Annotated in this window: 17 protein-coding genes; 10 read left to right on the forward strand and 7 right to left on the reverse strand. The window is 55.5% G+C overall.

Features of this window, described 5'->3' with window-relative positions:
- Positions 1-360: 360 nt before the first annotated feature.
- Positions 361-1,410, forward strand: a complete 1,050-nt coding sequence (locus QEN43_RS07975) for a hypothetical protein (RefSeq protein ID WP_026610330.1) — start codon at positions 361-363, stop codon at positions 1,408-1,410.
- Between the two features lie 219 nt (positions 1,411-1,629).
- Here QEN43_RS07975 and QEN43_RS07980 read toward each other — a convergent pair whose 3' ends face one another.
- Complete coding sequence (locus tag QEN43_RS07980; RefSeq protein ID WP_051331629.1) at positions 1,630-2,367, reverse strand: polysaccharide biosynthesis/export family protein; 738 nt, start codon at positions 2,365-2,367, stop codon at positions 1,630-1,632.
- 484 nt (positions 2,368-2,851) lie between these two features.
- A complete protein-coding gene (locus QEN43_RS07985; protein ID WP_317963917.1) occupies positions 2,852-4,297 on the reverse strand; it encodes a lipopolysaccharide biosynthesis protein in 1,446 nt (481 codons plus the stop codon).
- A 982-nt stretch (positions 4,298-5,279) separates the two neighbouring features.
- On the opposite strand from QEN43_RS07985, the gene QEN43_RS07990 reads away from it, so the two are divergent.
- The 4 genes from QEN43_RS07990 to QEN43_RS08005 all read left to right on the forward strand — a co-directional run bounded on the left by QEN43_RS07990 (position 5,280) and on the right by QEN43_RS08005 (position 9,862).
- Positions 5,280-6,152, forward strand: coding sequence for a GGDEF domain-containing protein (locus QEN43_RS07990; protein ID WP_026610327.1), 873 nt, complete (start codon positions 5,280-5,282; stop codon positions 6,150-6,152).
- Positions 6,149-6,841, forward strand: coding sequence for a sugar transferase (locus QEN43_RS07995; protein WP_051331628.1), 693 nt, complete (start codon positions 6,149-6,151; stop codon positions 6,839-6,841). The genes QEN43_RS07990 and QEN43_RS07995 overlap by 4 nt, the downstream gene beginning before the upstream one ends.
- Positions 6,842-6,911: 70 nt before the next feature.
- Positions 6,912-8,426 carry an O-antigen ligase family protein gene (locus QEN43_RS08000; RefSeq protein WP_156912727.1) on the forward strand — a complete coding sequence of 505 codons (1,515 nt, stop codon included), beginning with the start codon at positions 6,912-6,914 and terminating at the stop codon, positions 8,424-8,426.
- Between the two features lie 23 nt (positions 8,427-8,449).
- Positions 8,450-9,862 carry a GumC family protein gene (locus tag QEN43_RS08005; protein ID WP_317963918.1) on the forward strand — a complete coding sequence of 471 codons (1,413 nt, stop codon included), beginning with the start codon at positions 8,450-8,452 and terminating at the stop codon, positions 9,860-9,862.
- Positions 9,863-10,575: 713 nt separating this feature from the next.
- Here QEN43_RS08005 and QEN43_RS08010 read toward each other — a convergent pair.
- The 5 genes from QEN43_RS08010 to QEN43_RS08030 all read right to left on the reverse strand — a co-directional run bounded on the left by QEN43_RS08010 (position 10,576) and on the right by QEN43_RS08030 (position 16,854).
- Positions 10,576-11,733 (reverse strand): glycosyltransferase family 2 protein, encoded by a 1,158-nt coding sequence (locus QEN43_RS08010; RefSeq protein ID WP_317963919.1) that lies wholly within the window; start codon positions 11,731-11,733, stop codon positions 10,576-10,578.
- Positions 11,734-11,911: 178 nt separating this feature from the next.
- Positions 11,912-13,060 (reverse strand): GNAT family N-acetyltransferase, encoded by a 1,149-nt coding sequence (locus QEN43_RS08015; protein WP_317963920.1) that lies wholly within the window; start codon positions 13,058-13,060, stop codon positions 11,912-11,914.
- A 138-nt stretch (positions 13,061-13,198) separates the two neighbouring features.
- Positions 13,199-14,320, reverse strand: coding sequence for a glycosyltransferase (locus QEN43_RS08020; protein WP_026611907.1), 1,122 nt, complete (start codon positions 14,318-14,320; stop codon positions 13,199-13,201).
- 156 nt (positions 14,321-14,476) lie between these two features.
- The gene (locus tag QEN43_RS08025; RefSeq protein ID WP_317963921.1) at positions 14,477-15,070 is read right to left on the reverse strand and encodes a hypothetical protein; all 594 of its coding nucleotides are present in this window, start codon (positions 15,068-15,070) and stop codon (positions 14,477-14,479) included.
- Between the two features lie 728 nt (positions 15,071-15,798).
- Positions 15,799-16,854: a hypothetical protein gene (locus QEN43_RS08030; protein WP_026611905.1), complete on the reverse strand. Its 1,056-nt coding sequence runs from the start codon at positions 16,852-16,854 to the stop codon at positions 15,799-15,801.
- A gap of 283 nt (positions 16,855-17,137) precedes the next feature.
- Between QEN43_RS08030 and QEN43_RS08035 the strand changes: the two genes are divergently transcribed.
- The 5 genes from QEN43_RS08035 to QEN43_RS08055 all read left to right on the forward strand — a co-directional run bounded on the left by QEN43_RS08035 (position 17,138) and on the right by QEN43_RS08055 (position 23,723).
- The gene (locus QEN43_RS08035; protein ID WP_317963922.1) at positions 17,138-18,187 is read left to right on the forward strand and encodes an efflux RND transporter periplasmic adaptor subunit; all 1,050 of its coding nucleotides are present in this window, start codon (positions 17,138-17,140) and stop codon (positions 18,185-18,187) included.
- Positions 18,187-21,297 (forward strand): efflux RND transporter permease subunit, encoded by a 3,111-nt coding sequence (locus QEN43_RS08040; protein WP_317963923.1) that lies wholly within the window; start codon positions 18,187-18,189, stop codon positions 21,295-21,297. The genes QEN43_RS08035 and QEN43_RS08040 overlap by 1 nt, the downstream gene beginning before the upstream one ends.
- 605 nt (positions 21,298-21,902) lie before the next feature.
- Positions 21,903-22,673: a CPBP family intramembrane glutamic endopeptidase gene (locus QEN43_RS08045; protein ID WP_162144356.1), complete on the forward strand. Its 771-nt coding sequence runs from the start codon at positions 21,903-21,905 to the stop codon at positions 22,671-22,673.
- A gap of 4 nt (positions 22,674-22,677) precedes the next feature.
- Positions 22,678-23,403 (forward strand): carboxy-S-adenosyl-L-methionine synthase CmoA, encoded by a 726-nt coding sequence (gene cmoA, locus QEN43_RS08050; RefSeq protein ID WP_051332035.1) that lies wholly within the window; start codon positions 22,678-22,680, stop codon positions 23,401-23,403.
- A gap of 14 nt (positions 23,404-23,417) precedes the next feature.
- On the forward strand, positions 23,418-23,723 hold the full coding sequence (locus QEN43_RS08055; RefSeq protein WP_026611902.1) for a hypothetical protein: 306 nt from the start codon (positions 23,418-23,420) through the stop codon (positions 23,721-23,723).
- The last annotated feature ends 8 nt before the right edge of the window (positions 23,724-23,731 follow it).

Raw genomic sequence — 23,731 nt, forward strand, 5'->3', positions numbered from 1 at the left:
ACCTACTCGACCAGCCTCGAATAACCCAGTAATGAACCCCGCGACGTTCGCTTTCAACGAACGCTACGGTGGCGTTTTCATCCCTGAGTTATTCGAAGCAGCGCCTAAGGCACACGGGAATCATCCATAGCTTGCATCGGATTCGCTCGTAACTGTTTGGAGAATGGAACTGCTTGAACAGCCGGTAGTTCGACCAACGCTGAACCTGTCAGGAACGATGGAGTTGGTCCCAGGGACGCTAAAGCCGGGTGACCACGGCGGCTCTTAAGGAGCCTCCGGCACCGGAGCTTACTTAACCCGGCGTGCGGGCCAAGAGCCCTGCGCCTCGACTTTTAGCGTAATGATCCCACGGGAGAAAATATGAAATCGGTAAACTCTCACCTTCCTTCAGCCAAACGCGCCGATAATCGAAATACCGACGGTCGCAGCCACACCTTAGTACGTAAAGCCATCCGCGGTCTGTCGATGGCGGCAACCCTGGTCATCGCCCAGTCTGCCGGAGCGGCCGATGATTATGTTCGTCCGTTCGGTCCGAACGCACCGTGGAACCTGCCGGTGGACGGGCTACCGCGTCATCCGCAATCCGACACCCTGTCAAATCGCCTGTGGAAATATTCGCCATCGCGCCAGGGCAACTTCAATCTGTCCTTCAGCGGGTACACCTATCCGGTGTACATGGCCGATTCCGCTACGACCACCGTTACGGTCAGAGCGGGAATGGGCAACCTCAACGGTACCCAGATTCCTTGGAACCCGAACTGGAGAGCGGCCAGCGGTTCCGATGGTCAAGTGATCATCCTCGACCCGGTCACCGGGCGCGAGTGGGATTTGTGGCAGGTTAGCGTCCGAGGCTCCACAATTCGCATCTCGAACGGCAACCTGGTGCCGGGTTCGTACCTGACCAAGGAAGATGGCTTCAAGCCCTCGCGCGGTTGCGGCATTCCTTATCTTGCCATGCTGGTAAGGCCGGAAGAAATCGCTCAAGGCAAGATCGAGCACGCTCTGTCCATGCCGAGCCGAAACACCGCCCGAAACTTCGTGGCGCCCGCCACCAAATCCGACGGCCGCGTCACGCAGAACGGCCTGCCCATGGGCACCCGCTTTGCGCTGAACATCACCGATGCCGAAATCGACGAGTGGGTGAATTCGCTGCCAAGCGAACTGCCCGAGCAAACCCGGCGGGCGGCACGCATCATCGCTGTGGCCCTGCGGGATTACGGCTGGTTCATCACCGACACGGCCGGCGGTGCCCACTTCCAGTTCGAGGACTACGCCACCGCGCGGGAGAAGTGGAATGAGCTCGGCTTGGGCGAACGGAGCATCGGCTGGAAGAACTACCCGACCGACCTGCTCGACGGCTTGATCACGCGGGAGCGGATCTACGCGATAGCACCGAGCGATCAATACTAACGGGCATCCGGTACGGAAACCCTGCGTGCGTGTCTTTCCGAAGCAAGTCCGTTTCTCGTGAAGATCACCGCACGTAGGGTGAACACCGAACGTCCGTGTCCAACCGGATGATGCTGAGCTCCTGGCCTGGCTCTACGGCTTCGATGAGTGGTCGCAAGAAGCGATCCTCATCCCGGGGGTTCAGCACCGCTCAAACTCTTTCGACCCTTCCGACGACCTTCAGAACAAAGGAATGAAAAGGCCGTTGAGCATGATGATCTTGCGAATGTTGTCCATAAAGTCCGCGGCCTTGGCGACTGTCCGCCTCGGCACGTAGACCACGTCCTTGGGTTGGAGCAGAAACGCCGAATCGCTCAACGAGCCGTCGAGGATTGCTTCCACGTCGATCTCGTAAGTTTCCGGACGACCATTCGGTCCTTTTCGGATAACGTTGACATTGTTGATGTTCGCGCTATCCCGAAATCCTCCTGCCTCGTCGATAGCCTCAAGCACGCCAATCTTGTTTCTCACCGTAATGAATCCGGGATTCGTGACATCTCCCGCCAAATACACCTTCGGCTCCGTCATTGTCCGGACCAGTACTGTAACGGCTGGGTCTTTGAGTTCTTCGGAATAGGCTTCCGTAAGAAATTCGTCGAGCTCCGCGGTTGTTTTTCCGGCCGCCTGAACGTCGTCGACCAGCTGGAGGGAAATCTTGCCGTCGGGTCGTACAGTCACGGACTCGTTGAATTCCGGGGTGTAAAAAAACTTAACCTCGAGTTGATCACCGGGTTGAATGATGTAGTTGTGCGGAACGTCATACTTGCTTTCGACCTCCGCCAGCTTCACGCCGGGGTCGATACTCCGTTTTTTGACGGCACACCCCTGGCATCCGAGCAGAGCGGTCAGCACAACGAACCATGCCAAGCGACCGAAAACAGCGTTGCGAGTTTGCGCAATAAGGTTGACTCCATTCATAACTTCCTGTCCATCAAATAAATCACGGTTAATGAAGCTAAAAAGACGAGCGCCTAGAAACCTTCCAACCTAAATCCAGCAGTTGGATACACCCTGAACAGCGCCATACCCTCATTCCCAGCCCTTCTTCAATCGCAAACGGTCGTTCCGGGAGCGCCGAAACGACCCTTCCAATCGCAAACGGTCGTCCTGGGAGCACCAGGACGGCCCTTCCCAGAGGGAGAAGGGAGTTTACCCCTCACCCTCCGGGCGAGAGATTAGGGTGAGGGAATACCGCAGCTGATTGGGTATTGCGGTGATTTCGGTAGTCAACTGCCGTTTTCAGGTTCAAAGCACCCGGGCAGCCGTTTCATTCGTCGACCCAGGTAGTCGATGGAACGAACCTCGCGGAATTCCTTCCGACTAGGTGTCGGCCATGCACGAACGAAACAGGCGGCACCGCTCAAGGCCAGCCGAGATCCGGCTTGGAAAACTGCCGCGCGCCTCAACGTCTCACGGCGTCGAGAATGGTATTCGCTCCCTTGATAACGACCTCCTTTTCCAATAGCCATAAGGCTCCGAAATAGGTTGCTGCTCCGGTTACCCCTGCTACCAGCAACTGTATCGCAGGCGGCTCGTCGCGTATACCGTAGATCAGAGGGGTTGTCACGACGGTAAGCGCGGTCCCTCCGACGAACGCGGGCCTCAGAGCGCGCATGAGTTCCGACACCTTAACGCCGATGACGCGCACGACCACGACCAGATGAACCGTCTTGATCAGGACTGAGGTTGCGATCAGGCTCAGCGCTACCCCTATCAAGTGGTATCGAACGCCGTATAGAAGCAAGGGGACGAGTATCGCGATGTGCACTATCCCCATTTTTAGTAACAGCGCGGGTCGGCCGATGGCCTTATAGACATCGCCCGCTGTCGTGCCGATCGAGAAAATCAGAAACGCAACGGGTAGTAGCCGGAGAACTGGAATCGCGTCCAGCCACTGAGAGCCGAGCAAGACCTTGACGATCGGTTCCGCCGTGATGATAAGGCCCAGCGATATCGGAACGATAAAAACCTGAACATATTGGGTTACCGAAAGAAACGCGCGCCGCAAAAGATGCGGCTGGTGCTGTATGGTGGCCAGTGCCGGAAACATGGCACCGGCCAATACCACCCAGACGTTCATCACCAGCATATCGACGATGCGATACGTGATCGAATAAATACCCAACGCAGCATCGCCCAAGGTCCTACCGATCACGACGAATTCGATATTCGAAACCAGTGCGTTGATCAGGTTAAAACCCATGAACGGTATGCTGAACTTCAAAAGGCGGTTTAACTGCACCTTGTCGATGCGGATCTTGAGCTTCCACCGCAGGGCAACCCGCGCAAGGACGACGCCGGCCACCGAGCTCGACAACTGCCCGATGATCAATGACCATGCGCCGTATCCTTTGACCGCGAGCACGATCGTGACGGCTGCTTTCACGAGCAATCGCCCGATATCCGGAATCAGCTTCTTGCGAAACGCCAAATCCCGCTGAAGAAGTGCGATGTGCACCGATCCGAATGGATCGATGACGAACGTCAGCGCGAGAATCCGCAGCATGAACGTCACCGCGGGCTCGTGAAAGAAAGCCGCAATCGCGGGCGCCGCGGCGAACGTCACGGCGAAGAAAAAGATACCGATAAGGAGATTCGCGGCGTAAACGGTGTTGGCCGCTTCCTGAACCTCGCTTCGTTGCTGAATAAGGGCACTCCCTAGCCCCAAGTCTTGAAGCAGGGAAAAATACGAGATGACGACCGTCGCCAGGCTGACTATCCCGAACGTTTCGGGAGGGAGAAGACGGGTAAGTATCGCCATCGTGATCAAAACAACGCCTTTGCTCAAAGCAAAAGACGCATAATTCCACGCTACGGCGTGCACGGTCCTTCGGCCAGCATGACTCATTGTACAGTTCCTTGTTAAATCGCTTGCAGGCTCGGGACCATCGCATCCTGCCAGAAGTCCCGGACTGCACACGGCACCATCACAGCAAGGCACTACCGCCCTGCCTCTCCTTGTCCGTTGCACGATATATCACTGAATATCACTGACTGGCTCCCTTCACTCTATCCAGAATCCTTTCGCTACGCCAATAGTCGGAAATCCGGACGTCAGGCGCAGCCCGCGCGCCACGGTGAAACCGCTCCGGCTTGCCTTCCGTCAAAGCAGGCCAGAGCCCGCTTTGATCGAGCGAAGACCTCTCCCCGACATCGAGAACCGTCTCGGTTCCCGTCGTTCGACTCGACCTTCGCCCGCACCGAGGAATCCGGATAAGTATAAGGGTAGCGATATTATGCTTCGAAAAGCGAACACGTTTGTTGATTTTTTTCTATTCTGATTTCGTAACAGTCTGTTATAGTGAGTGCCGTTCGCCGAACTGCCTCGCAGTTACGGCCCGCCCAAGGAGAACAGTAGACTTGTCGAGTCTAGCGATGGACACCGCACCTCTCGGCGCCGATCCGTGGCTCGGCCGCGCAGGCTGGCCATTAGGTTCGCGCCGCACTGCGCCGCGCGGCGCCGTCCGGCTGCTTCTCCACGACGTACGTCACCGACGTCCCCGCTCGCCGGAATACGGATATCTTCCGAATCCGCCTCGTGATCGCGACGAGACGAGTCCGGCCCATTTTCACGACTCGGACGTTCATTCCCCGGAAACACAACACAACCGGCCACTTACAGAACACCCACTGAAGCGCAAATGCTGCATCGATTGTTCCAAGACGCCTTTTGAACCGCTTCTTTTGGATTGCCGGAGGTGATGAAAAGCATAGCGATCGAATGCCGCAAGAGGATGTGATGCGGCTCCCGCATCACTATTCGGAAAGCGATGGAAAACGCCAAATAAAAGACAGAAAGAATAGAGTTTGCAGAAAAGGAGTGTTTGCAAATGAAATCTATTTCAAAGGATCTGCTTGGCTTGCTTACCAGCCTGTTCGTCATCCTCGGTCTCGACAACCTGCAGCTCAGCGCACTCACGACTTCCAGCATTTCCTCGCACACCAAGATTTTGGCCGCTCTGTCGGTATTGGTGATCATCGCCGGCTGGAAATTCTGGACCAGGCATTCCGTATACCTGCCTCTATTTCTCGTGATAAGCACGAGTCTGACCCTATCGGCACACTCCGCCACGCAACATGCCGTTCATCCGTTCAGTCTTCTCGAAACGGCATTGCTCGGCATCCTGGTTTATTTTTCCTATGCCGTATCGCGGTGGATTTCCTACATCTCGGACGAGCTGGAACAGATGCTTCTGAAAAACATCCATAAACCGATCGCAAAACTCACGGAATCCCTGAGCGACATCAATAACTGTCTCTACCAAAGCCGCCGGTCCGGGCACCCGCTCAGCGTTATCATGCTGGACGTAAAGCACAACTCGAGCATGGATTCCCTCTCCCGCACCCAACAGACCCTATTGCGCGAACTTGCCGAACGTTACATCAAACGCTATCTGAACGCGCGGCTGATCGATCGGATCGTAACCGGATTCAGACGCAGCGATATGGTCGTCATGTGCACCGAATCCGATTCCCGGCTATTGGTCATGTGTCCTTCTGCGGATGTTGAAGAACGCAATACCTTGATTCAACGAATTCAAGGCTGTGCCACAAAAGACTTGGAGATCCCCGTATCGATCGGGGCAGCGTCTTTCCCGAACGATGGGTTTACCCTGGATGCCCTAATCCAAGCTGCCGAGTCGAATATGACCGAAGGCAACACCGTCGAGACGGTGGAAGAAACCGAGGAGAAAGCCGCATGATCAGCCCGACGCTGAAAGAACGATACGGGAGCGAGCTCGATTGGCTGGAACAGTTCAAACCGAGGTTCGGCCTCCCGGATGATCCTGCTTACTTCGCCGCCAAGCGGTTGCTCGACATACTCTTCGTGCTGCTTACAAGTCCTTTGACGGTCCCTCTGATGACGATCATTGCATTGGCGATCAAGCTGGAATCGCCGAAAGATCCCGTATTTTTCCTGCAAGAAAGAACCGGTAAAGATGGTAAGCGTTTCCGTATCTATAAATTCCGGACGATGGTTCGGAACGCTGAAGAGCTCAAACACCAGCTGATGCACCTAAACGAGCTGAAATGGCCGGACTTCAAAATCAAGAATGATCCCCGCATCACGCGGGTAGGAAAAATCCTGCGAAAGACAAGCCTGGACGAACTTCCTCAGATCTTCAATCTGTTGCTCGGACAAATGACCTTGGTTGGACCCCGGCCAACTTCGTTCCGTCCCGAGACTTACCGGCTCTGGCAGACGGAACGCCTTGACGCTCCGCCTGGAATCACAGGTCTGTGGCAGATTCTCGGTAGAAACAAGACCGAGTTCGACGAGCGGTCGCAGCTCGACATCGCCTATATTCAACGAGCCTGCCTCCGGCTCGACATGGAAATCCTTTTCAGAACCTTCCAAGTGATATTGACTCGGAGGGCTCCCGGCTGCTAGAAGGCTAAAAAGCCCCTGCACGCCGCGGCCCGCGAACGGACGGATTGCGACCGGACACAAGGAGGAAAAGGTGGCTTCAAAGGCATGGATGCGGCTGTCTCAGCCGGAAGAACTCGGTCGATGGATTGCGACCCAAAAGTGGGATCTTCTAGCCCTGGGCGCCAGCGCCCTGGTGCCTGTGTTACTGATCTCGCAATTGGACGCCCTCGAATTGGCGCTCGCGTTCCTCGTTGTGTTCGTTGGACTGCCCGTGGCTGTGCTGACTTTCCTGCGCACGGACTGGGGCTTGGCGGCACTGACGTTTATTATCTACACAAATGCCACCGACGTCGCCGTCGAACACGGAGCGCCTTCGCCGACCAAGCTGTACGGCATCATGCTCCTCACGGCACTCACCCTTCGCCTAATCGGAGGCGAGAGGCCGGTCGGTGCGATCAAACCGGCCCTGTTCACGCTGATCTACATGCTGTTCATTCTGGCGTCGCTGGCGTACTCGGATCATTTTCGGGACGCGCAGGAGTACGTCATCAACAACATCAGGGAAGGCATGATCTGCATTCTCATCATATTGATATCGAGAACTGCCGCTTCCTTTAGGCTCGTGGTTTGGGCGCTCATTTTCGCGGCGGGTTTTTTGACCTCGATGAATTTTCTCCAATTTATAACCGGTGCCTATTGGTTCAATTTCGCGGGCTTCGCTAAAGCCGAATATGACGAACTGGGGAAAGAACTGGGCGATTACCGCATATCCGGCCCTTTGACCGACCCGAACTTCTACGCCCTGATTCTCATTCCCATCGTGCCCTTATGTTTCGACCGCGTGCTGAACGAGCCCATACGGCTGCTTCGCCCCGTCGCAGCCGTCGTCCTAGGCTTCGTGCTGTTAGCCATAAGCCTTACCTACTCGCGCGGCGCGCTCGTAGGCTTGCTGGGAATCGCGGGTCTCGTCCTTCTACGCGTTCGTCTTTCCCCGAAAGCGCTGGTATCCGGCCTTATTCTTGTGGTCGGTCTCGCCGCAATCGCTCCGAGTGCTTACATCGCTCGCGTGAACGACTTGATTGCCACGGTTTCCGGTGAAAAATCCCAGTCTGATACCAGTGCGGCAGATGTTTCCGTCGATGGACGCAAGGCAGAAATGCTGGTTGCCCTACGCATGTTCGCGGACAACCCCCTGCAAGGCGTGGGTGCCGGCAATTATGCCTTCAACTTCCAGAATTACAGTCAGGACCTGCACCTGATGAATCGCGGCGAAGATCGAAACGCGCACAGTCTTTATCTTCAGATCGCCGCCGAACGGGGACTGATCGGTTTGGCGAGTTTCGGCACGCTGTTATGGCTGATGGCAAAAAGCCTCAGACAGGCAAGACAGGGGTTCGACCAAGCCGGCGTCAAGGACTGCGCAACGCTCACCGTTGCGTTCGGGCTAGGCGTTTTCGGCTTTCTCGTTAGCAGCCTGTTTCTGCACGAATCCTACCCGAAATACTTTTGGATTTTCATGGGAATCGCTCTGTCATTACCGCAAGCGGCCCAGTCGGAGCTTGATCGCTTCGGGGAGCGCTCGCTTTCCGTGCGACTTTTTCCGTAACTCACTATAGGGATAGAACAGTGATGCTTGCTAATCATCAAATCCAACCCCCTCAACCGATAACCTTGCTGCTCAGGCACAGACGCAAAGCTTTGACGGCGTTCTTGATCGCTTTGTCCGCAGGCGCGATCACTGCGCTTTTCGAAAAACCGCTTTACGAGGCCCACGCCGCTTTGCTGTTCAACTTGGGTCGTGAGTACCAATATATACCCGAGCACAGCGGCCCCTATAGCCCGTCCAGGCGGGACTTCAAAATGGAAGAGTTGCTCAATACCGAATCCGAATTGCTCAATAGTACAGACTTACGGCAAAAGGTCATTACCGCGATAGGCGTGAAAACCTTGTATCCCGAACTCAAAAGCGCAGATCCCCAAGATCAATCGGTAATGGACGCCGCGCTGTTGAATTTCGACAAAGCCCTTGCCGTCAAGAGCGTCAAGAATTCGGGCGTGATCCATGTGTATTTCGCGCATCCTGAACCCGAGGTCGGCAAGCGTGTCGTCGATTTGCTGGTCAATAGCTTTATCGATAAACATGTTCGCCTTTACGGCGAATCCCGCGCCCCGTTCTTCGAGCAAAAGCTGGCCGAATATACCGCGGGCCTACAAGAAGCCGCCCAAGCGCTCCGGGATTTCCAGCAACAATACGGAATCATCAATGTCGACGAGCAGATCCGACTGCTGCTTCAACGGCAATCGGCGATAGAGGAAACCCTGCGGGTTACCAAAGCCAGGGCCAACGAGCTGTCTCACCGATTAACTGCCCTTCAGAAATTGAAAAAGAAGGTGCCGGCCGGCGGGGAGTTCGCGCAGCAAAGACTTATCGAGCTACAGATCAAGGAAAAGCAGCTCTTGCGGCGATACCGAGAAACGTCCCGAACCGTAGCCGAAGTCAGGCAAGAGATCGAAGATGTCAAAGACTTCATGCGCAGGAGCGAAGAGGAAAGAGCCGCTCAGCTAGACCGTCAGCCGAACCAGGCCTATTGGGACCTGGAGCTCGCGATTGCGCAGATCGAACCCGAACTGCTGAGCGCACGATTAACCATCAAGGATGCCGAGCAAACCCTAAAACAGGTCAACGATCAACTCTCGGTGATCAGTCTCCACAAAGGAGAATTACTGAATCTGGAAGCGCGATTGGCGGTTAAAGAACACCTTTACAAGGACTATTTGACCAAATTGGAAGAAACCAGGATTTCCGAGGAATTGGATAATAGAAAAGTCACCAACGTCCGAGTCTTCCAAGAACCCACGATCTCGCCGAAACCGCTGAACGCGGCAAGGCTGATGAAAGTCCTGATCGGTGCCCTTTTTGGCCTATTGGCTGCGTTCCTCGTGGCTTATTTCGCCGAGCTGAAGCGGCGAGGTCTTTATCCGCCCGCGGACCTCGACGAAAAACTCGGTGTGCCGATTCTGGCACGTATTCCGGCGTCTTAAGCCGTATCCCAAGACCATTTTCTAATTAGGTAGGTCTACGGCGTTGCTGAAACGTCCCGTGTGGCGCACCCGAGCATCGCCGTATGGAGGCGGAACCGCCCGCAGGGGCACGCGCGGGAGCGCGTGCGGCGGCACAGCTACACGGATATGCCTTCATCGCCCCGGCTTCAGCCGGCGACACGCTGGATCAGTGCGCCATACGGGTGCCCGCTGATTCGTACCTTCCCTGGTACGGACCTTGCGGGCGCACTTCGCGCGTCCAAACGTGTTCCCGACACATTTGTCTTTGAGCACTGAAAGACGAACTCGTCGGGAGCGACCATTCCGCCGGGAGCGGAATGGGACAAGCGAAGTTCGCCCGAAGGGCAATGTCCAGAACAGGACGTTTTCATTTCAGGCAGCCGAAGGCTGGGCCGAAGGGCAAACCCCATGCGCTCGCCTTGGCGCTCCCGAGGCAGGCGGGTGTCCAGGGAAGGACACCCGGGACTTGTGGGTACAGCCCAATAAGTGGTTTGCAAAAGTAACTCACCGGCGCGGCGAGACCCGCTTCAAACTCACTGCTGCCAAAGGCAGCTTCCTTTTCGAACGTACACCAGCGATGAAAACGCTCTAAACCGCGAAACATATACCGGCGTTCCGGAAGCAATTGCCGAGCTAGACGGGCATCAAACTTCTGGAACGCCGCTTCATTCCGCCAGGCTGAGCCATACCTCTCACTCCGCGCGGCGCGCTTTTTCCCAAAGAACCGTATGCCGGCCTTTCGAATACCTTATAAATCCGCTCAGTGAAGCCAAATTTCCGCTCGCGATGTAATACGAAATCCCCAAAAATCCCAAATTCCAGCCAAATTTTTCTGAAATCCATCCGCCAAGCGCAAGAATGCCGAATATCAACTGGCCCTCGAAAACTAATAGCGCCATTTCCGGTGTATCCGGCGATAAAACTAATGCCGCACTGGAAACGAACAGTCCCGCGCTGAAGAACGGTAAGAAAAGGCGCATGATCTTGTGGGATAACAGTTCGAAGATCGCGAATTTGTCATTCCACGGCCATAGCTCGCGGGCATTGAACAGCATCTGAAAGCGCCCGGCAGTGATACGTTGCCGCCGTAAAGCCTCATCGCGCGTCGAGCTAGCCGAACTTTGAAAACAGATCGCCGCCGGCTCGTAGACGACCCGAAACCCTTTCCGCAGTGTCTGCAGCGCAAGATAGGTATCGTCCAAAATTAGGTTCGCGGGTATGGGCTCGAACAGGGACGCCCGTATAGCGATCATCGCCCCGCTGACGCTGACTGTAGACCCGCATTGGGTCTCCATCGTCTTGATATACGCTTCGTAGCTCCAATAGGATCTCTCGGAACCGAAAATAGGCGATTTGTTCTTGTACAAAGTCCTATTGCCATTAACGCAGCCAACTTCGGGATCGCGCAGATTTCGAACCAGCTTTTTCAAGCTGTCGACGCGGTATATGGCACGAGCATCCGAAAAAACGAAAACTTCACCTTTCGCCACGGCCGCCGCACGATTCATCGCCGCAGCTTTTCCCTGGCGGAAAGGCGAGTCGAGAATCTTGACGCCCGGGCGATCCGCATACTGCTTGAGTACCTCCTGCGTTCCGTCCGTTGATCCGTCGTTTACGACGATCACCTCCAGCAAATCCGCTGGATATTGTAAAGACAGGCAATTCTCGATTTTCCGACCGATAACGTCCGCTTCATTGTAAGCGCAGACAATGAGGCTGACTTCCGGATAAATCGATCCGGCGCGAACGTGGCGTTGCCGAAGCCAGCCAAGGGTAGTAATTAAAATCGGATATCCAAGGTAGACGTAACAAATCAAGGCTAGGCATAACCAGAAAGTTATTAACATCATAATCCCTTGACATCTTTGTCCAACGGCATTGTTGAAAGTGTCGTACGAACCGATACGGATGGCTTAGGGCGTCAACCCTATAATCCATCCTGAAATCGTTATTCAGACTACGACACATGGCGTTCTTCCTCCTTATCAACTTATTTCCTTTTATGAACGAGACTCTTATCCGCTAGAATTACACGCGAACGGGCCGCCCCGGTATGATATTCCAATTCCTTAATTTCGGTTTCAAAACCAACCATACCGGACGAATTTTAAGAAGCGCTTTTTGATACATGTAAGCGATACGGCCGCGAATACTGGGACTGCAAAGGTAGTAGTGAAATAGGTTGTAAGATTGCGGTCTCCATCCGTGATGCCACCCTGCCTCCGTAATTAGATTATTGAAACTAATGTCTCCTTTTTGCTCATGATAATTTATTATATATTCACGAAGAAGGTGCCCTGGACTGCAAAACGAATAGTTTTCATCATAACCTATTTTCATAGTATAAAGCGTGCCGTCTATGACGAGGCTGAACTCCACGGAAATCGGCTTTTCTTCATGCCACATAATATGAATTTCGCACCCGCCTAACCTGGAGTATCTTTCCATGACCCGCCTATAAAACAACTCAAGCCTTTTGTTCAGTTTTATCGCCGTACCAATCCCATTTTTTCCCTTCCAGCCCGAGGCTTCGACCTCTAAAAAAGCCCCATAGGCCGTTTCGAGTTCCGGATAGGTCGACGCAGTCGTATAGTGTATATTTCCTAATTCTTCAGCGCGTTTCTTAGCTCGCCTCATGCAGCTCCTGAAGTTTCTTGAAAACCCCTGAAACATCGCACTATAGGGCCGTATGACCAGATAGTTGCAGCACCCACACGATCTCTTGACGCTCAAAGTGTCGGATTGTTCAACTAATGCGATGGCTGCGGTTGATTCTTCAAGGACGCGTGGGAGATAGATGTAATCCCATGACAACCCCTCCACTTCCTTGAGATGCTTTAATACCAAAGGTACGTACGACTTTACGTACGCAGGTCTTGCAACGATAAAATCGTTTAGACACATATGGGGATGGCTGGGCAGTTCAAGGACTTTCATCCTCAAACCGAGTATCCGCCGCGCTGAAATCTTCAGAGGAAAAATCGCCTCTGGCTTGTCGCCTATATACACAATCGTGAATAAAACTTTGTCCGGTTCCTCTTCCAAGGTTTCCAGATAGCAACGGTACCAGTCTGCGAGGTAAAAGAATCGTTTGCGATCCATTAGCTTTGTTATAAACTCCCACTCCGTTGCAATTTCATCAAGGCCGGATAATCCTCGAAATGTTTTGATGCTCACCTTTTCCGATATACTTCGCATTTTTCGATCCCTTGCCTTTGCGTTTCTTTCAAGCTTTGCCGTTCCATCGGCATGGCACGCGATAACCAGGAGCGTGGGTAATGGATACGCGGTATTCCCGCGCGCCGGTAACGCGCGCTATAGGGAAATACCGCACCGATAGGTTTCCAGCGTTTTGGAATACATGTGCTTTGTACCAGAGTTTTGCCTCACGAGTTGAAACGCGGTTTCGCCTAAAGCGCTCGCGTCGGCAGGATGATCCATGAGCCAGCAGATTCCCCGCTCCAACGCGGTCGCATCGGCGGGTTGCACCAGAAATGCGGTCTTGCCGTGTTCGAAGAGCTCCGCGAGACCGCCAACCGCGGTCAACAACAGGGGAAGACGATGCTGACAGGCTTCCAGAACCGCGTACGGCAAGCCTTCGGAAAGCGACGGTAGACAGAAAGCGTCACTGCCGCTCAACAACGCGGGCACGTCATGGCGGAAGCCGGTGAAGTGAACGATATTCCGCAGTCCTGCGCTCTCGACCTGCTTCTCAAATTCACCGCGCAAGCTGCCGTCACCGACAACCAAGCACCTCAGACTAGGCTTCGATTTCACGACCCTTGCCAACGCCTCGAACAGATACCTATGACCTTTGACGGGTTCGAGCCGCCCCACGACAGTAAGCACGAACACGTCCGTGCCCCATCCGAGGTCTTCGAAGAGCCGTGCCCTTCGCCCGGTGGGGTAATCCTCGGCATATTCGATCGCGTTATGAATTACGGAAATTCGGGTCGCGGGAATGCCCAAGGTGCGTAGATAGTCGTGAACGGATTCCGATACAGCAATGAAGTGAAAGCCAAGCTGGTAACTGAAATGCAAGACCCATTCATAAAAGCGTCCTTTGAGCGTATCGCCATGCTCAGGCCCGTAGGCGCTGTGAATGGTGCCGATTTTTCGCTTCACGCCGGCTAAAGTTGCGGCCAATCCGCCCCAAAACTGGGATTGCGGATTATGGGTATCCACTACCGTATATCCGCCTTTTCGGATCATCCGATACAAATGGAACAAGATGCGCGGATCGCCACGCGAAAACGGCACGGGCAAAAAGGCAAGGCCGGTAGATTCCAGCCGCTTGTGGAGCGCGGAACCTTTCAGGACCGCGATGGCGTAACGACGTTCGCCATGAAGCATTCGGGCGAGAGCCGCGACACGCACGTCCGCCCCGCCATAATGTCTGGCCAAATCGACAATCAAGACAGCATCGTGATCAAACATGGCCTTCAGACAAGGTTATCGGCGAACCGGCTATGTAAAGTGTCCTGATCTAGAACTGCCAAATTGACTGATCTCCAGGACCTTCGGCGCTCTTCGAGGTGCCCGTACATGCGGCCTCCTCGAGACCTCTTGGGAGAAGTCGTTTATCAACAATCCCTATTCGAGATATTGCTCCCAGGGCGTGTTCTTCAATGCATGGCTCACCTCGGGGAAATTCGAAATAAGCTGATCCAGCGGCTCAGGATTCTGTTTCTTATAGCCGATCCTATTCGGATTCCACCGCTTAGCACCCACGAAGCCGATGGCCTCGGAAGCGACAGCTTCGAAATCCGTCACCAAATCTTCGTAGCAAATCTCCAGTACATCCCGGTGCGCGAATCTCGCGCGGGTTTGACTCTCCCAACTCTCAATCTGCATGATCTGGGTGAATAAACTTTCCGGATCCAGATAAACCCGTTTTTTTTCGAGCGGTACCTTTTTCCGGAAGTTGGTTTGAAGCCAGACGTCGGTCTTGAAAGCGATGGCCAGAGATACCAGTGTTCGTAAACGGTTTCGGCGAATCAGGTGAATGATCTTAAATTCTTTGTGCTGCTCGAATTCAGACCATTCCTGATTCGTCAGATGGTTGTAGAAAATCTTGCATCCAACGGCTCGTATACAGCGGGGATAGCCGGCGTACAAGCGGTTTATGTGTTCGTTGAATCCTTGGCCGATAACCCGATTATCCGCGCTGAATATCTCGTGGAACATCTCGACTTCAGGGCTGGACCTAAATACGTCCAACAAAAGGTTGGACCCGGTTCTCGCATGTCCCACAACGGCAAATCGCGTGTATTTCGTATGTACCCCGGATGCATAACTCATTGCCCACAACGAAGCAGCCTTAAGCGCCGTATGAAGTCGTACCACGTGACTAACTCCCATTGACGTTTCTAGTTTCCTGATACGTGGCTCACGTAGAGTATTATTCCGACTTTTTCATCGGGTTTACAACTCCCCTATCAGACATTTTATAGGCTTGCTCTAAGGTTTGTATAGGAGCTATTATGGTAGTTTCCATTGTCGTATTAAATCTACAAATAAGAAACTAGAACAACTACCTAAGAAAAGATACTTATTAGAGTCATCTATGTCGCTCTTATATTACATTTTGAGATTGATTTTTCTCACTCTCTAAATACTTTTTTTGGTCGTTTCAGAAAAGCTTTTAGACATCCATATCATTCACGACCAACGACTATTCCGAATTAAGTCGAACGACCGGTTCCAAATTCCGGAAAAGAGGCGATGCCGTTACATTGAGGCCGACTTCGTTAGCCCAAACGGTTGCGTCGCTCACGACCCTTCCCTATCGGCATAAGGGCTGATGTAGCGGTGTTGAGTAGAACAAGCATTCCTGAAGCCCCTCATACTCCGGAACCTCTATCGGTGGGGACATGTTCTTCGACTGCCGCATGCGAGACCCTCAACGCATGCGTTCAATTACTCGGCGCTATCGCGTAGATTCGTTCCCGCGTGATCAAGCCGTCGAGCAGGTCGGTTGGGTAGTTTTTCCAGCCGATACTCCGTTCGCCCAAGCCCAGCTCTTCCCACTTGCCCTGCGCGGTGGCGTAGTCTTCGAACTGGAAGTGAGCGCCGCCCGCCGTATCGGTAATGAACCAGCCGTAATCCCGAAGGGCCACGGCGATGATTCGAGCAGACCGTCGGGTCTGCAGGGGCAACTGTCTGGGCAGCGAGTTCACCCACGCGTCGATTTCGGCATCGGTAATGTCCAGTGCGAAGCGGGTGCCCATGGGTATGCCGTTCTCGGTCGTCTTTCCGTCCGACTTAGTCGCGGGCGGCACAAAAGTCTGAGCGGTGTTTCGAATCGGCATGGACAAGGCATGCTCGATCTTGCCCTGAGCGATTTCCTCCGGCCTCACCAGCATGGCGAGATAAGGAATGCCGCAACCGCGCGAGGGCTTGAAGCCGTCTTCCTTGGTCAGGTACGAGCCCGGCACCAGGTTGCCGTTCGAGACGAACACCCTTGTACCTTTAGCATTAACCTGCCATAAATCCCACTCGCGTCCCGTGGCCGGGTCGAGGATGATCACTTGGCTATCGGAACCGCTGGCCGCTCTCCAGTTCGGGTTCCAGGGAATCTGAGTGCCGTTGAGGTTGCCCATTCCCGCTTGAACCCAGACCGCGACGGTAGCGGAGTCGACGGTATACACCGGATAGGTGTACCCACTGAAGGACAGATTGAAATTGCCCGGACGTGACGGCCCGAACATCCATAGCCGCTCGGCCAGAACGTCCGACTGCGGATGACGTGGCAGGACTTTGACCGGCCGGTTCCATGGTGCGTTCGGACCGAACGGACGAAGATAACCCGTGACCGGCGGCTGGTGTTTCACTGATTTCGAATAAGCGGCGTAAGGTTCCGCCGAATGATCGACTGCACGCGGCGCCACAACGTCGATCGGAGTACAGCCGTACCATATGCCCAATACAGCGCTGATGAGACAGCGCCGGAAAACGTCCTGTTTATTCATATAAGCTCCCTTTGATGAAAAATCTGGCAAGGCGAAACGACCTCGCTTCATCTTAGCTTACCCGGTCTTTTGGATTGCGGATGACGCGATCGGGTTTCAGAATCTACTAAACCGATGCGGTCAGTTAGTGCTGCTTCTCAGCACCATCTTGAACGATGCCCGATTCGAGGTGCGCGTCAAACTATCCGGCCATCGGTTTGTGCTTCGCGAATCGGTCGGGTTATAGTCTCGCGGCTTCCGGTTCATGTTTTTTGTTTCGAATCCGTGCCTTTACGACTTTTCGATGAAGCCGCTCTTGCGTCCTATCGTCCCGGCCGTTCTGATTTTGACCATTTCCACCTTTCAGGCGGTTTCCAATGACGACGATGACGCCCTAAGCAAGCACCCCAGCCAATCGGCGGCGATACAAAAATCCGAGCACGGGTCCCCGAGAACCACAACCGTCCGGCTGACCGAGGAGCAACAAAACGTCGGCGGACTGGTTACCGACATCTTGACCGCCGTAACGTTTCAGCCGGAGATCATGGCTTACGGCAAGGTCATCGACATTCAGCCTTTGCTGGCCTTGCAGGTCCGCTACCAAGCGGCCGCCACCGAGGCCGAAATCGCAAGCGCTGCCCTGGCATTGGCTCAAAAAAACCGGGACCGGCTGATGATCTTGCACCGCGAAAACATTGTCGCCAGCCGCGATCTGGCACAAGCCGAGGCGCAATACCAGTCCGATCACGCCAGGCTCCAGGCGGCCCGGCGGTTGATGCAGGAAATCCGCCATGAAGCCCAGCAAGCCTGGGGCGATAGCCTGACCCGTATCGCCTTCGACGGCGAATCACCGCTTTTTCAGGAATTCTTGAACCGCAGCCGGGTATTGATTCTGATCGCCTTGCCGAGCGGCCACACCTTACCGCCCAACCAGCGGTCGTTGTTTGTCGCCCGAGAAAGCGACCGGAGCGCGGCTCATCAGGCCGATCTCATTTCTCCCGCCCCGAAGACCGACGACCTCGTGCAAGGCGAAACCTATTTCTTCCACGCCCCAAGCGACCGGCTGCGCGCCGGAATGCGAGTCAATGCCTGGCTGCCGGCTTCGAGTGAAACGTTAACCGGCGTCGCCGTTCCACCTTCGGCCATCGTATGGCATAGCGGAAAACCCTGGGTTTATCGACGGTCCGAAGACGGTACGTTTACCCGAACCGAAATCACCGCCCATCATGAGTATGGCGGTTTCTGGTTCGTCGACCGCGGGCTTGCCGCCGGCGACGAGATCGTTGTAACCGGCGCGCAGCTATTGCTCTCCGAGGAGTTCCGGACGGACATTCCGGACGAGGATGACGACTGATGTTGTCAGCCATCATCCGCTTCGCCGTACACCGGCGTGGCGTGATCCTAGCCCTCGCCCTCGTACTGTTGGTTTACGGCGCGCTCCGTTTCGATCAAGCGAATCTGGACATCTTTCCCGAATTTTCCGCGCCCCGGATCGTCATTCAAACCGAAGCCCCCGGCTTGACTGCGGAACAAACAGAGACCCTGGTCACCTCGCGCATCGAAAGACAGTTAGCAGGGCTGGTCGGCCTGGAAAGCGTTCGATCCGAATCGATTCAAGGTCTCTCGGCGGTAACGGCAGTTTTCGCGGAAGGCACTGATATTTACCGCGATCGGCAATTGGTCGGCGAACGCCTGAGCATGCTGTCCGGCCAATTGCCGGCCGGGGCCGGTCCGCCGGTGATGGTGCCGCTCTCCTCGTCGTCAGCGACGATCCTGACGATAGGACTGACCTCGCCGACTCGCAGCCTGATGGAACTTCGCGATCTAGTGGACTGGACTATCGTGCCGCGCCTGCTCGCGGTACCGGGCGTTGCCGACGTAAACGTTTTCGGCGGCGAAATCCGCCAATTGCAGATCCAAATCGATCCGGACAAACTGCGGCGCTACGGCCTCGCCGTAGCGGATGTCGTGCTCGCAGCCCGCGAGGCGACGGGAATGCCCGGAGCAGGGTTCGTGGAGAACGACAACCAGCGTATCAGCTTGAACATCATCGGCCTTCCGGCGGCCGAGGAGACCTTGAAGCACGTCGTACTGCTGCGCCGGAACGGAGCCAATATCACGATGGCCGATGTGGCGACCGTCGCTACGGCACCGAAGCCACCCATCGGCACGGCGGCCGTCGGCGGAAAAACCGGTATCGTCATGATGGCCATCGGCCAATACGGCGCCAACACGCTGAACGTCTCTCGAAAGCTTGAGGAAGTGCTCGCCGAATTCCAGCAGATTTTGGCGCGGCAGGGTATCGAGCTCCATCCACGGCTGTTCCGGCCCGCGGATTACATCGAGCGCTCCTTGCAAAGCCTCGCCATACACCTCGCGGTCGGTGGCTTTCTCGTGATTTTGGTGCTTTACGCCTTCTTGTTCGATTGGCGCACCGCATTTATTTCCGCCTTCGCCATTCCGCTGTCGCTGGTAGCCGCCTTGGTGACCTTGCTGAATCTGGGCGTCAATCTCAACATCATGATCCTAGGCGGACTGGCCATCGCTCTGGGCGAAGTCGTGGACGACGCCATTATCGACACCGAAAACATTTTCCGGCGCCTGCGGGAAAACCGCCGTCGCGCCAATCCACGCTCGGTGTTCCGCGTGATCTACGAGGCCTCCATGGAAGTACGCAGCTCGGTGGTGTACGCGAGCTTCATCGTCGTGCTGGTATTCGTGCCGTTGTTGACCTTGGGGGGCATTGCCGGGCGCTTATTCGCCCCGCTCGGTTACGCCTATATTCTGGCGATTCTGATGTCCCTGTTGGTCGCGCTGACGGTCACGCCCGCACTCTGTTACATCCTGTTGAAAAACAGCCGGACCGACGAAACCCCACCTTTGATTCGGTGGCTTCAGCCCCGATACGCGGCTCTGTTGAAGTCTACGGCGAGAAGGCCGAAAGCCGCGATGTGGATAAGCGCGGTGATCTGCGGACTCGCGCTTCTATCCCTGACGAATCTCGGCGGAGAATTCCTCCCACGGCTTAGAGAAGGCCATTTCATCGTCCACACCACGGCCTTACCGGGCACATCCTTGAACGAGTCGCTCCGCATAGGCGGACAACTGACCCGGCAGTTTCTCCAAATCCCGGAAGTGGAGTCGGTATCCCAATGGGCCGGCCGGGCCGAGCGCGGCGCCGACACTTACGGCAGCCATTACAGCGAATACGAAGTCCGGCTCAAACCTCTTTCCGGAAAAGACCAGCAATCGGTGCTGGACCGGCTCAGACGAATCTTGGGCGATTTCCCTGGAATCCTGTTTGAAGCGAATACCTTTCTAACCGAACGGGTCGACGAAACGATCTCCGGTTACACCGCGCCGGTCGTAGTCAATCTTTACGGGACCGACCTCGACCAACTCGATCGGAAAGCACGCGAGGTCGCCAATCTGATTCGAACCATCCCCGGCGCCGTCGACATACAACTGCGATCGCCCCCCAACACGCCGCAGCTGCAAATTCGGCTCAAACTCTATGATCTGGCCGGTTACGGCCTGCGACCGCTGGAAGTGGCCGACGCGCTCCAAACGGCTTTGCAAGGCCGCGTGGTCGGTTCCTATTATCTGGACAACCGGGCTTACGAGGTCGCCGTGATTCTGCCATCGGAGCTGCGGCGCCATCCGGAATCGGTAGCCCGCATACCGCTACGGACCGCGGATGGCCTGATCGTGGAACTCGGCCAAATCGCCGATATCCGGCAGGTCAGCGGACGCTACAACATCCTCCATAAGGATGGGCAGCGCGTGCAAACGGTGACGGCAAACGTGGCGGGTCGGGATCCAGCTTCGTTCATGCATGAGCTTCGCAGGCGAACGCTAGACTCCATAGATTTCCCGCCGGAAATCTATCCCGAGTTCACCGGAGCCGCTGTGGAACAAGGCAAAGCGCGCTGGGAACTGACCGCCTACGCCTTGCTGTCCGGCGTCGGCGTTATGGTGCTGATCTTCCTGGCCGTTGACAGCGTGCGCCACACGCTCCTGACCTTGGTCAACCTGCCGTTCTCGCTAGCCGGAGGCATTGCCGCTGCATTCCTGACCGGCGGCACGCTTTCGATCGGGTCGATGGTCGGATTCGTCACCTTGTTCGGCATTACGGTACGTAACGCGATCATGCTGATTTCGCATTACCGGCACCTGGTGGAATTGGAAAACAAGCCGTGGAATCTGGATACGGCGATTCAGGGGGCGCAGGAACGGCTTCCCTCAATCCTAATGACCGCACTGGTCACCGCGCTCGCGATGCTGCCCATCGCCATCGACAGCGACAATCCGGGACGCGAGATCATGGGTCCCATGGCCGCGATCATCATCGGCGGCCTGGTCTCGTCCACGATACTCAATCTGTTGTTGATGCCGACGATTTTGCTGGAATTCGGCCGGTTCGAGAACGTGCGCCGAGGGGCCGACGGATCTGGTCCTGAGTGATGAAAATGCGGTTTCCCGATCCGATGATCACATCATGCGAGCTATCACCAGGGCGTCTTTTTGTCCGTTTCGAGCGGGGTAAGCCCATTCGGATTCTGATCTCGCCAAATCCAACCTGCCGGTTTATCGTGCCTCACCGCACCCAAATGTTATCGGCCGTAGGATGCGGTGAGCGAAGCGAACCGCATCGCTCGCGGCCGCCATCGGTGCGGTTCGTCCCTCACCGCACCCTACAACTTTTTGGTCGTAGGATGCGGCGAGCGAAGCGATCCGCCCTTCGGCAGAGCTCAGGACGCGCATCGTACGCGGACGCGATCGGTGCGATTTGTCCCTCTCCGCGCCCTAACGTTACCGCTCTTAGCCACCGTCCATCACATGGGATAGACTTTCCCCCAATTTGACGCGCCTAGTCGACCTTTTTAGAGCATCTTCGTCCCAAAGCCCTCCTTATGCCTTCTCTCGGAATACGTCTTTCGGCGGCGCTTGCACCATTAGCAGTCGTGCTTGCTTGCGCCTTGTCAGCGGCTTTTTTAGCTTACCCGGTCTATTGGATCGCCGATAACGCGATTGGATTTCAGAGCCTGGTAAACCGATGCGGTCAGTTATTGCTTCTTGTTAGCGCGTTTGTGGCGGCGAGAGTCTTTTGCCTCGGCCGCCGCGATATCGGGGTCGAAACTAGGTCCAGGCTGTTTCGTCAGGTCGCGTCGGGCATTCCTCTGGGTATCGCCATGCTCGGCTTTCACGCCCTGGCGCTGGTCGCCCTGGATGTCCGTGAGCTCGATCTGGACACTTGGGCGAACACGCAACGGCTTGGATTGACCGCTCTAAAGGCGCTCGTCATAGGCTTGATCGTGGCGACCATCGAAGAAACGATGTTTCGGGGAATTCTGTTCGCATCCCTCCGAAAGGCTACCGGCGCCGCAACGGCCTCGGTCGTTAGCGCCTTTTACTTTGCCCTGCTCCATTTCCTGCGCAGCGACATGAAACCGGTCGCAGCCGATGTCGAATGGGCTACCGGCTTTCGGCTCGTGGGAGATGCCCTGGCTCACCTCCCGAATCTGGATCTCTCGTCGTTTCTCGCGCTCTTTCTCGCAGGCGTCTTTCTTGCCCATATCCGCATGGCATTCCCGATGGGCTTGGGATACTGTATCGGCATACACGCCGGATGGGTGTGCGCCATCAAGACCGCCAAGGCGGCGACCAACGGCGTTCCGGGCGGAAACTGGTCGTTTCTGATCGGGTCATACGACGGGATAATCGGCTATCTTACGGCAGCCTGGATGAGCGTATTGATCGTCCTATTAGCGGTCGGTATGCGCCGCTTCTACAAAGCGGGCCAAGACACGCCGGAAGGTCTGGCGAACGAATCCCATTGAAACGATGATCAAAGACGAGTTGTTCAAGGAGAAACGTACTCTGGTGACGGATTTCGATTTCGGCCGCGAAACAGCCGAGGTGTTCGACGACATGCTGGATCGCTCGGTCCCGTTCTATGCTGAGATTCAGCGCATGATCGGAGAGCTTGCCGGCGATTTCGCCGTACCCTCCACCAATCTTTACGATCTAGGCTGTTCGACAGGCAACACCTTCATCCGGCTCGATCCGATCGTGCCAGCAGACGTCAGCTTCATCGGCATCGACTCCTCGCCCGAGATGTTGGACAAGGCTCGGAAAAAGCTACAAGAAAGCAGGGTATCCCATCCTTACGAGCTGATCTGTCTGAACCTGGACGACGGTGTCCCGATCATGAACGCCTCGGTGGTCATCCTGAATCTGACGCTGCAATTCGTCCGTCCGCTCAACCGCGACCGCGTGATTTCCAGCATCGCCCACGGCCTGAACCGCGGCGGCTGCCTGGTTCTAGTGGAAAAAGTGCTCAGCCAGGATTCGACCATCAACCGGCTGTTCATCAAGCATTATTACGAGTTCAAGAAACGCAACGGCTACAGCGAACTCGAAATCGCGCAAAAGCGGGAAGCGTTGGAAAACGTGCTGGTCCCCTACCATTTCGAGGAAAACCGGGAACTGCTGCTGCGCAACGGCTTCAAAACCTGCGACGTATTCTTCCGCTGGTATAACTTCTGCGGCATGCTGGCTCTGAAATGACGAACCTTTCTTTCATGCGAACTCCGTTCACTTTGATCGCGACGATGGCGTTAGCCGGCTGCACCAGTCTCAGCGTGACCGGATCGGACCGGCCGATGGCCTTTCACGACTCGCGCCTCCAATATGCACTGCTGACGAACGATCGGGCGACACTGAAGAAAGATTTCGAGATGCATCTCGAACCGAGCCCCACCGAACGCATCGTGGCGGGTCTCATGCTGCCTTTCGGCGGCGCCGTCGACACCGTGTTCTGGCCGGTTTCTTATGCGATCACGCGTTACCTCGACGCGCAACTCAGCGAGCAAATCCGACAGCGGTAATTCCGCCA

This window comes from Methylocaldum szegediense (genome assembly GCF_949769195.1).
In the GTDB taxonomy this organism is placed as follows: Bacteria; Pseudomonadota; Gammaproteobacteria; order Methylococcales; family Methylococcaceae; genus Methylocaldum; species Methylocaldum szegediense.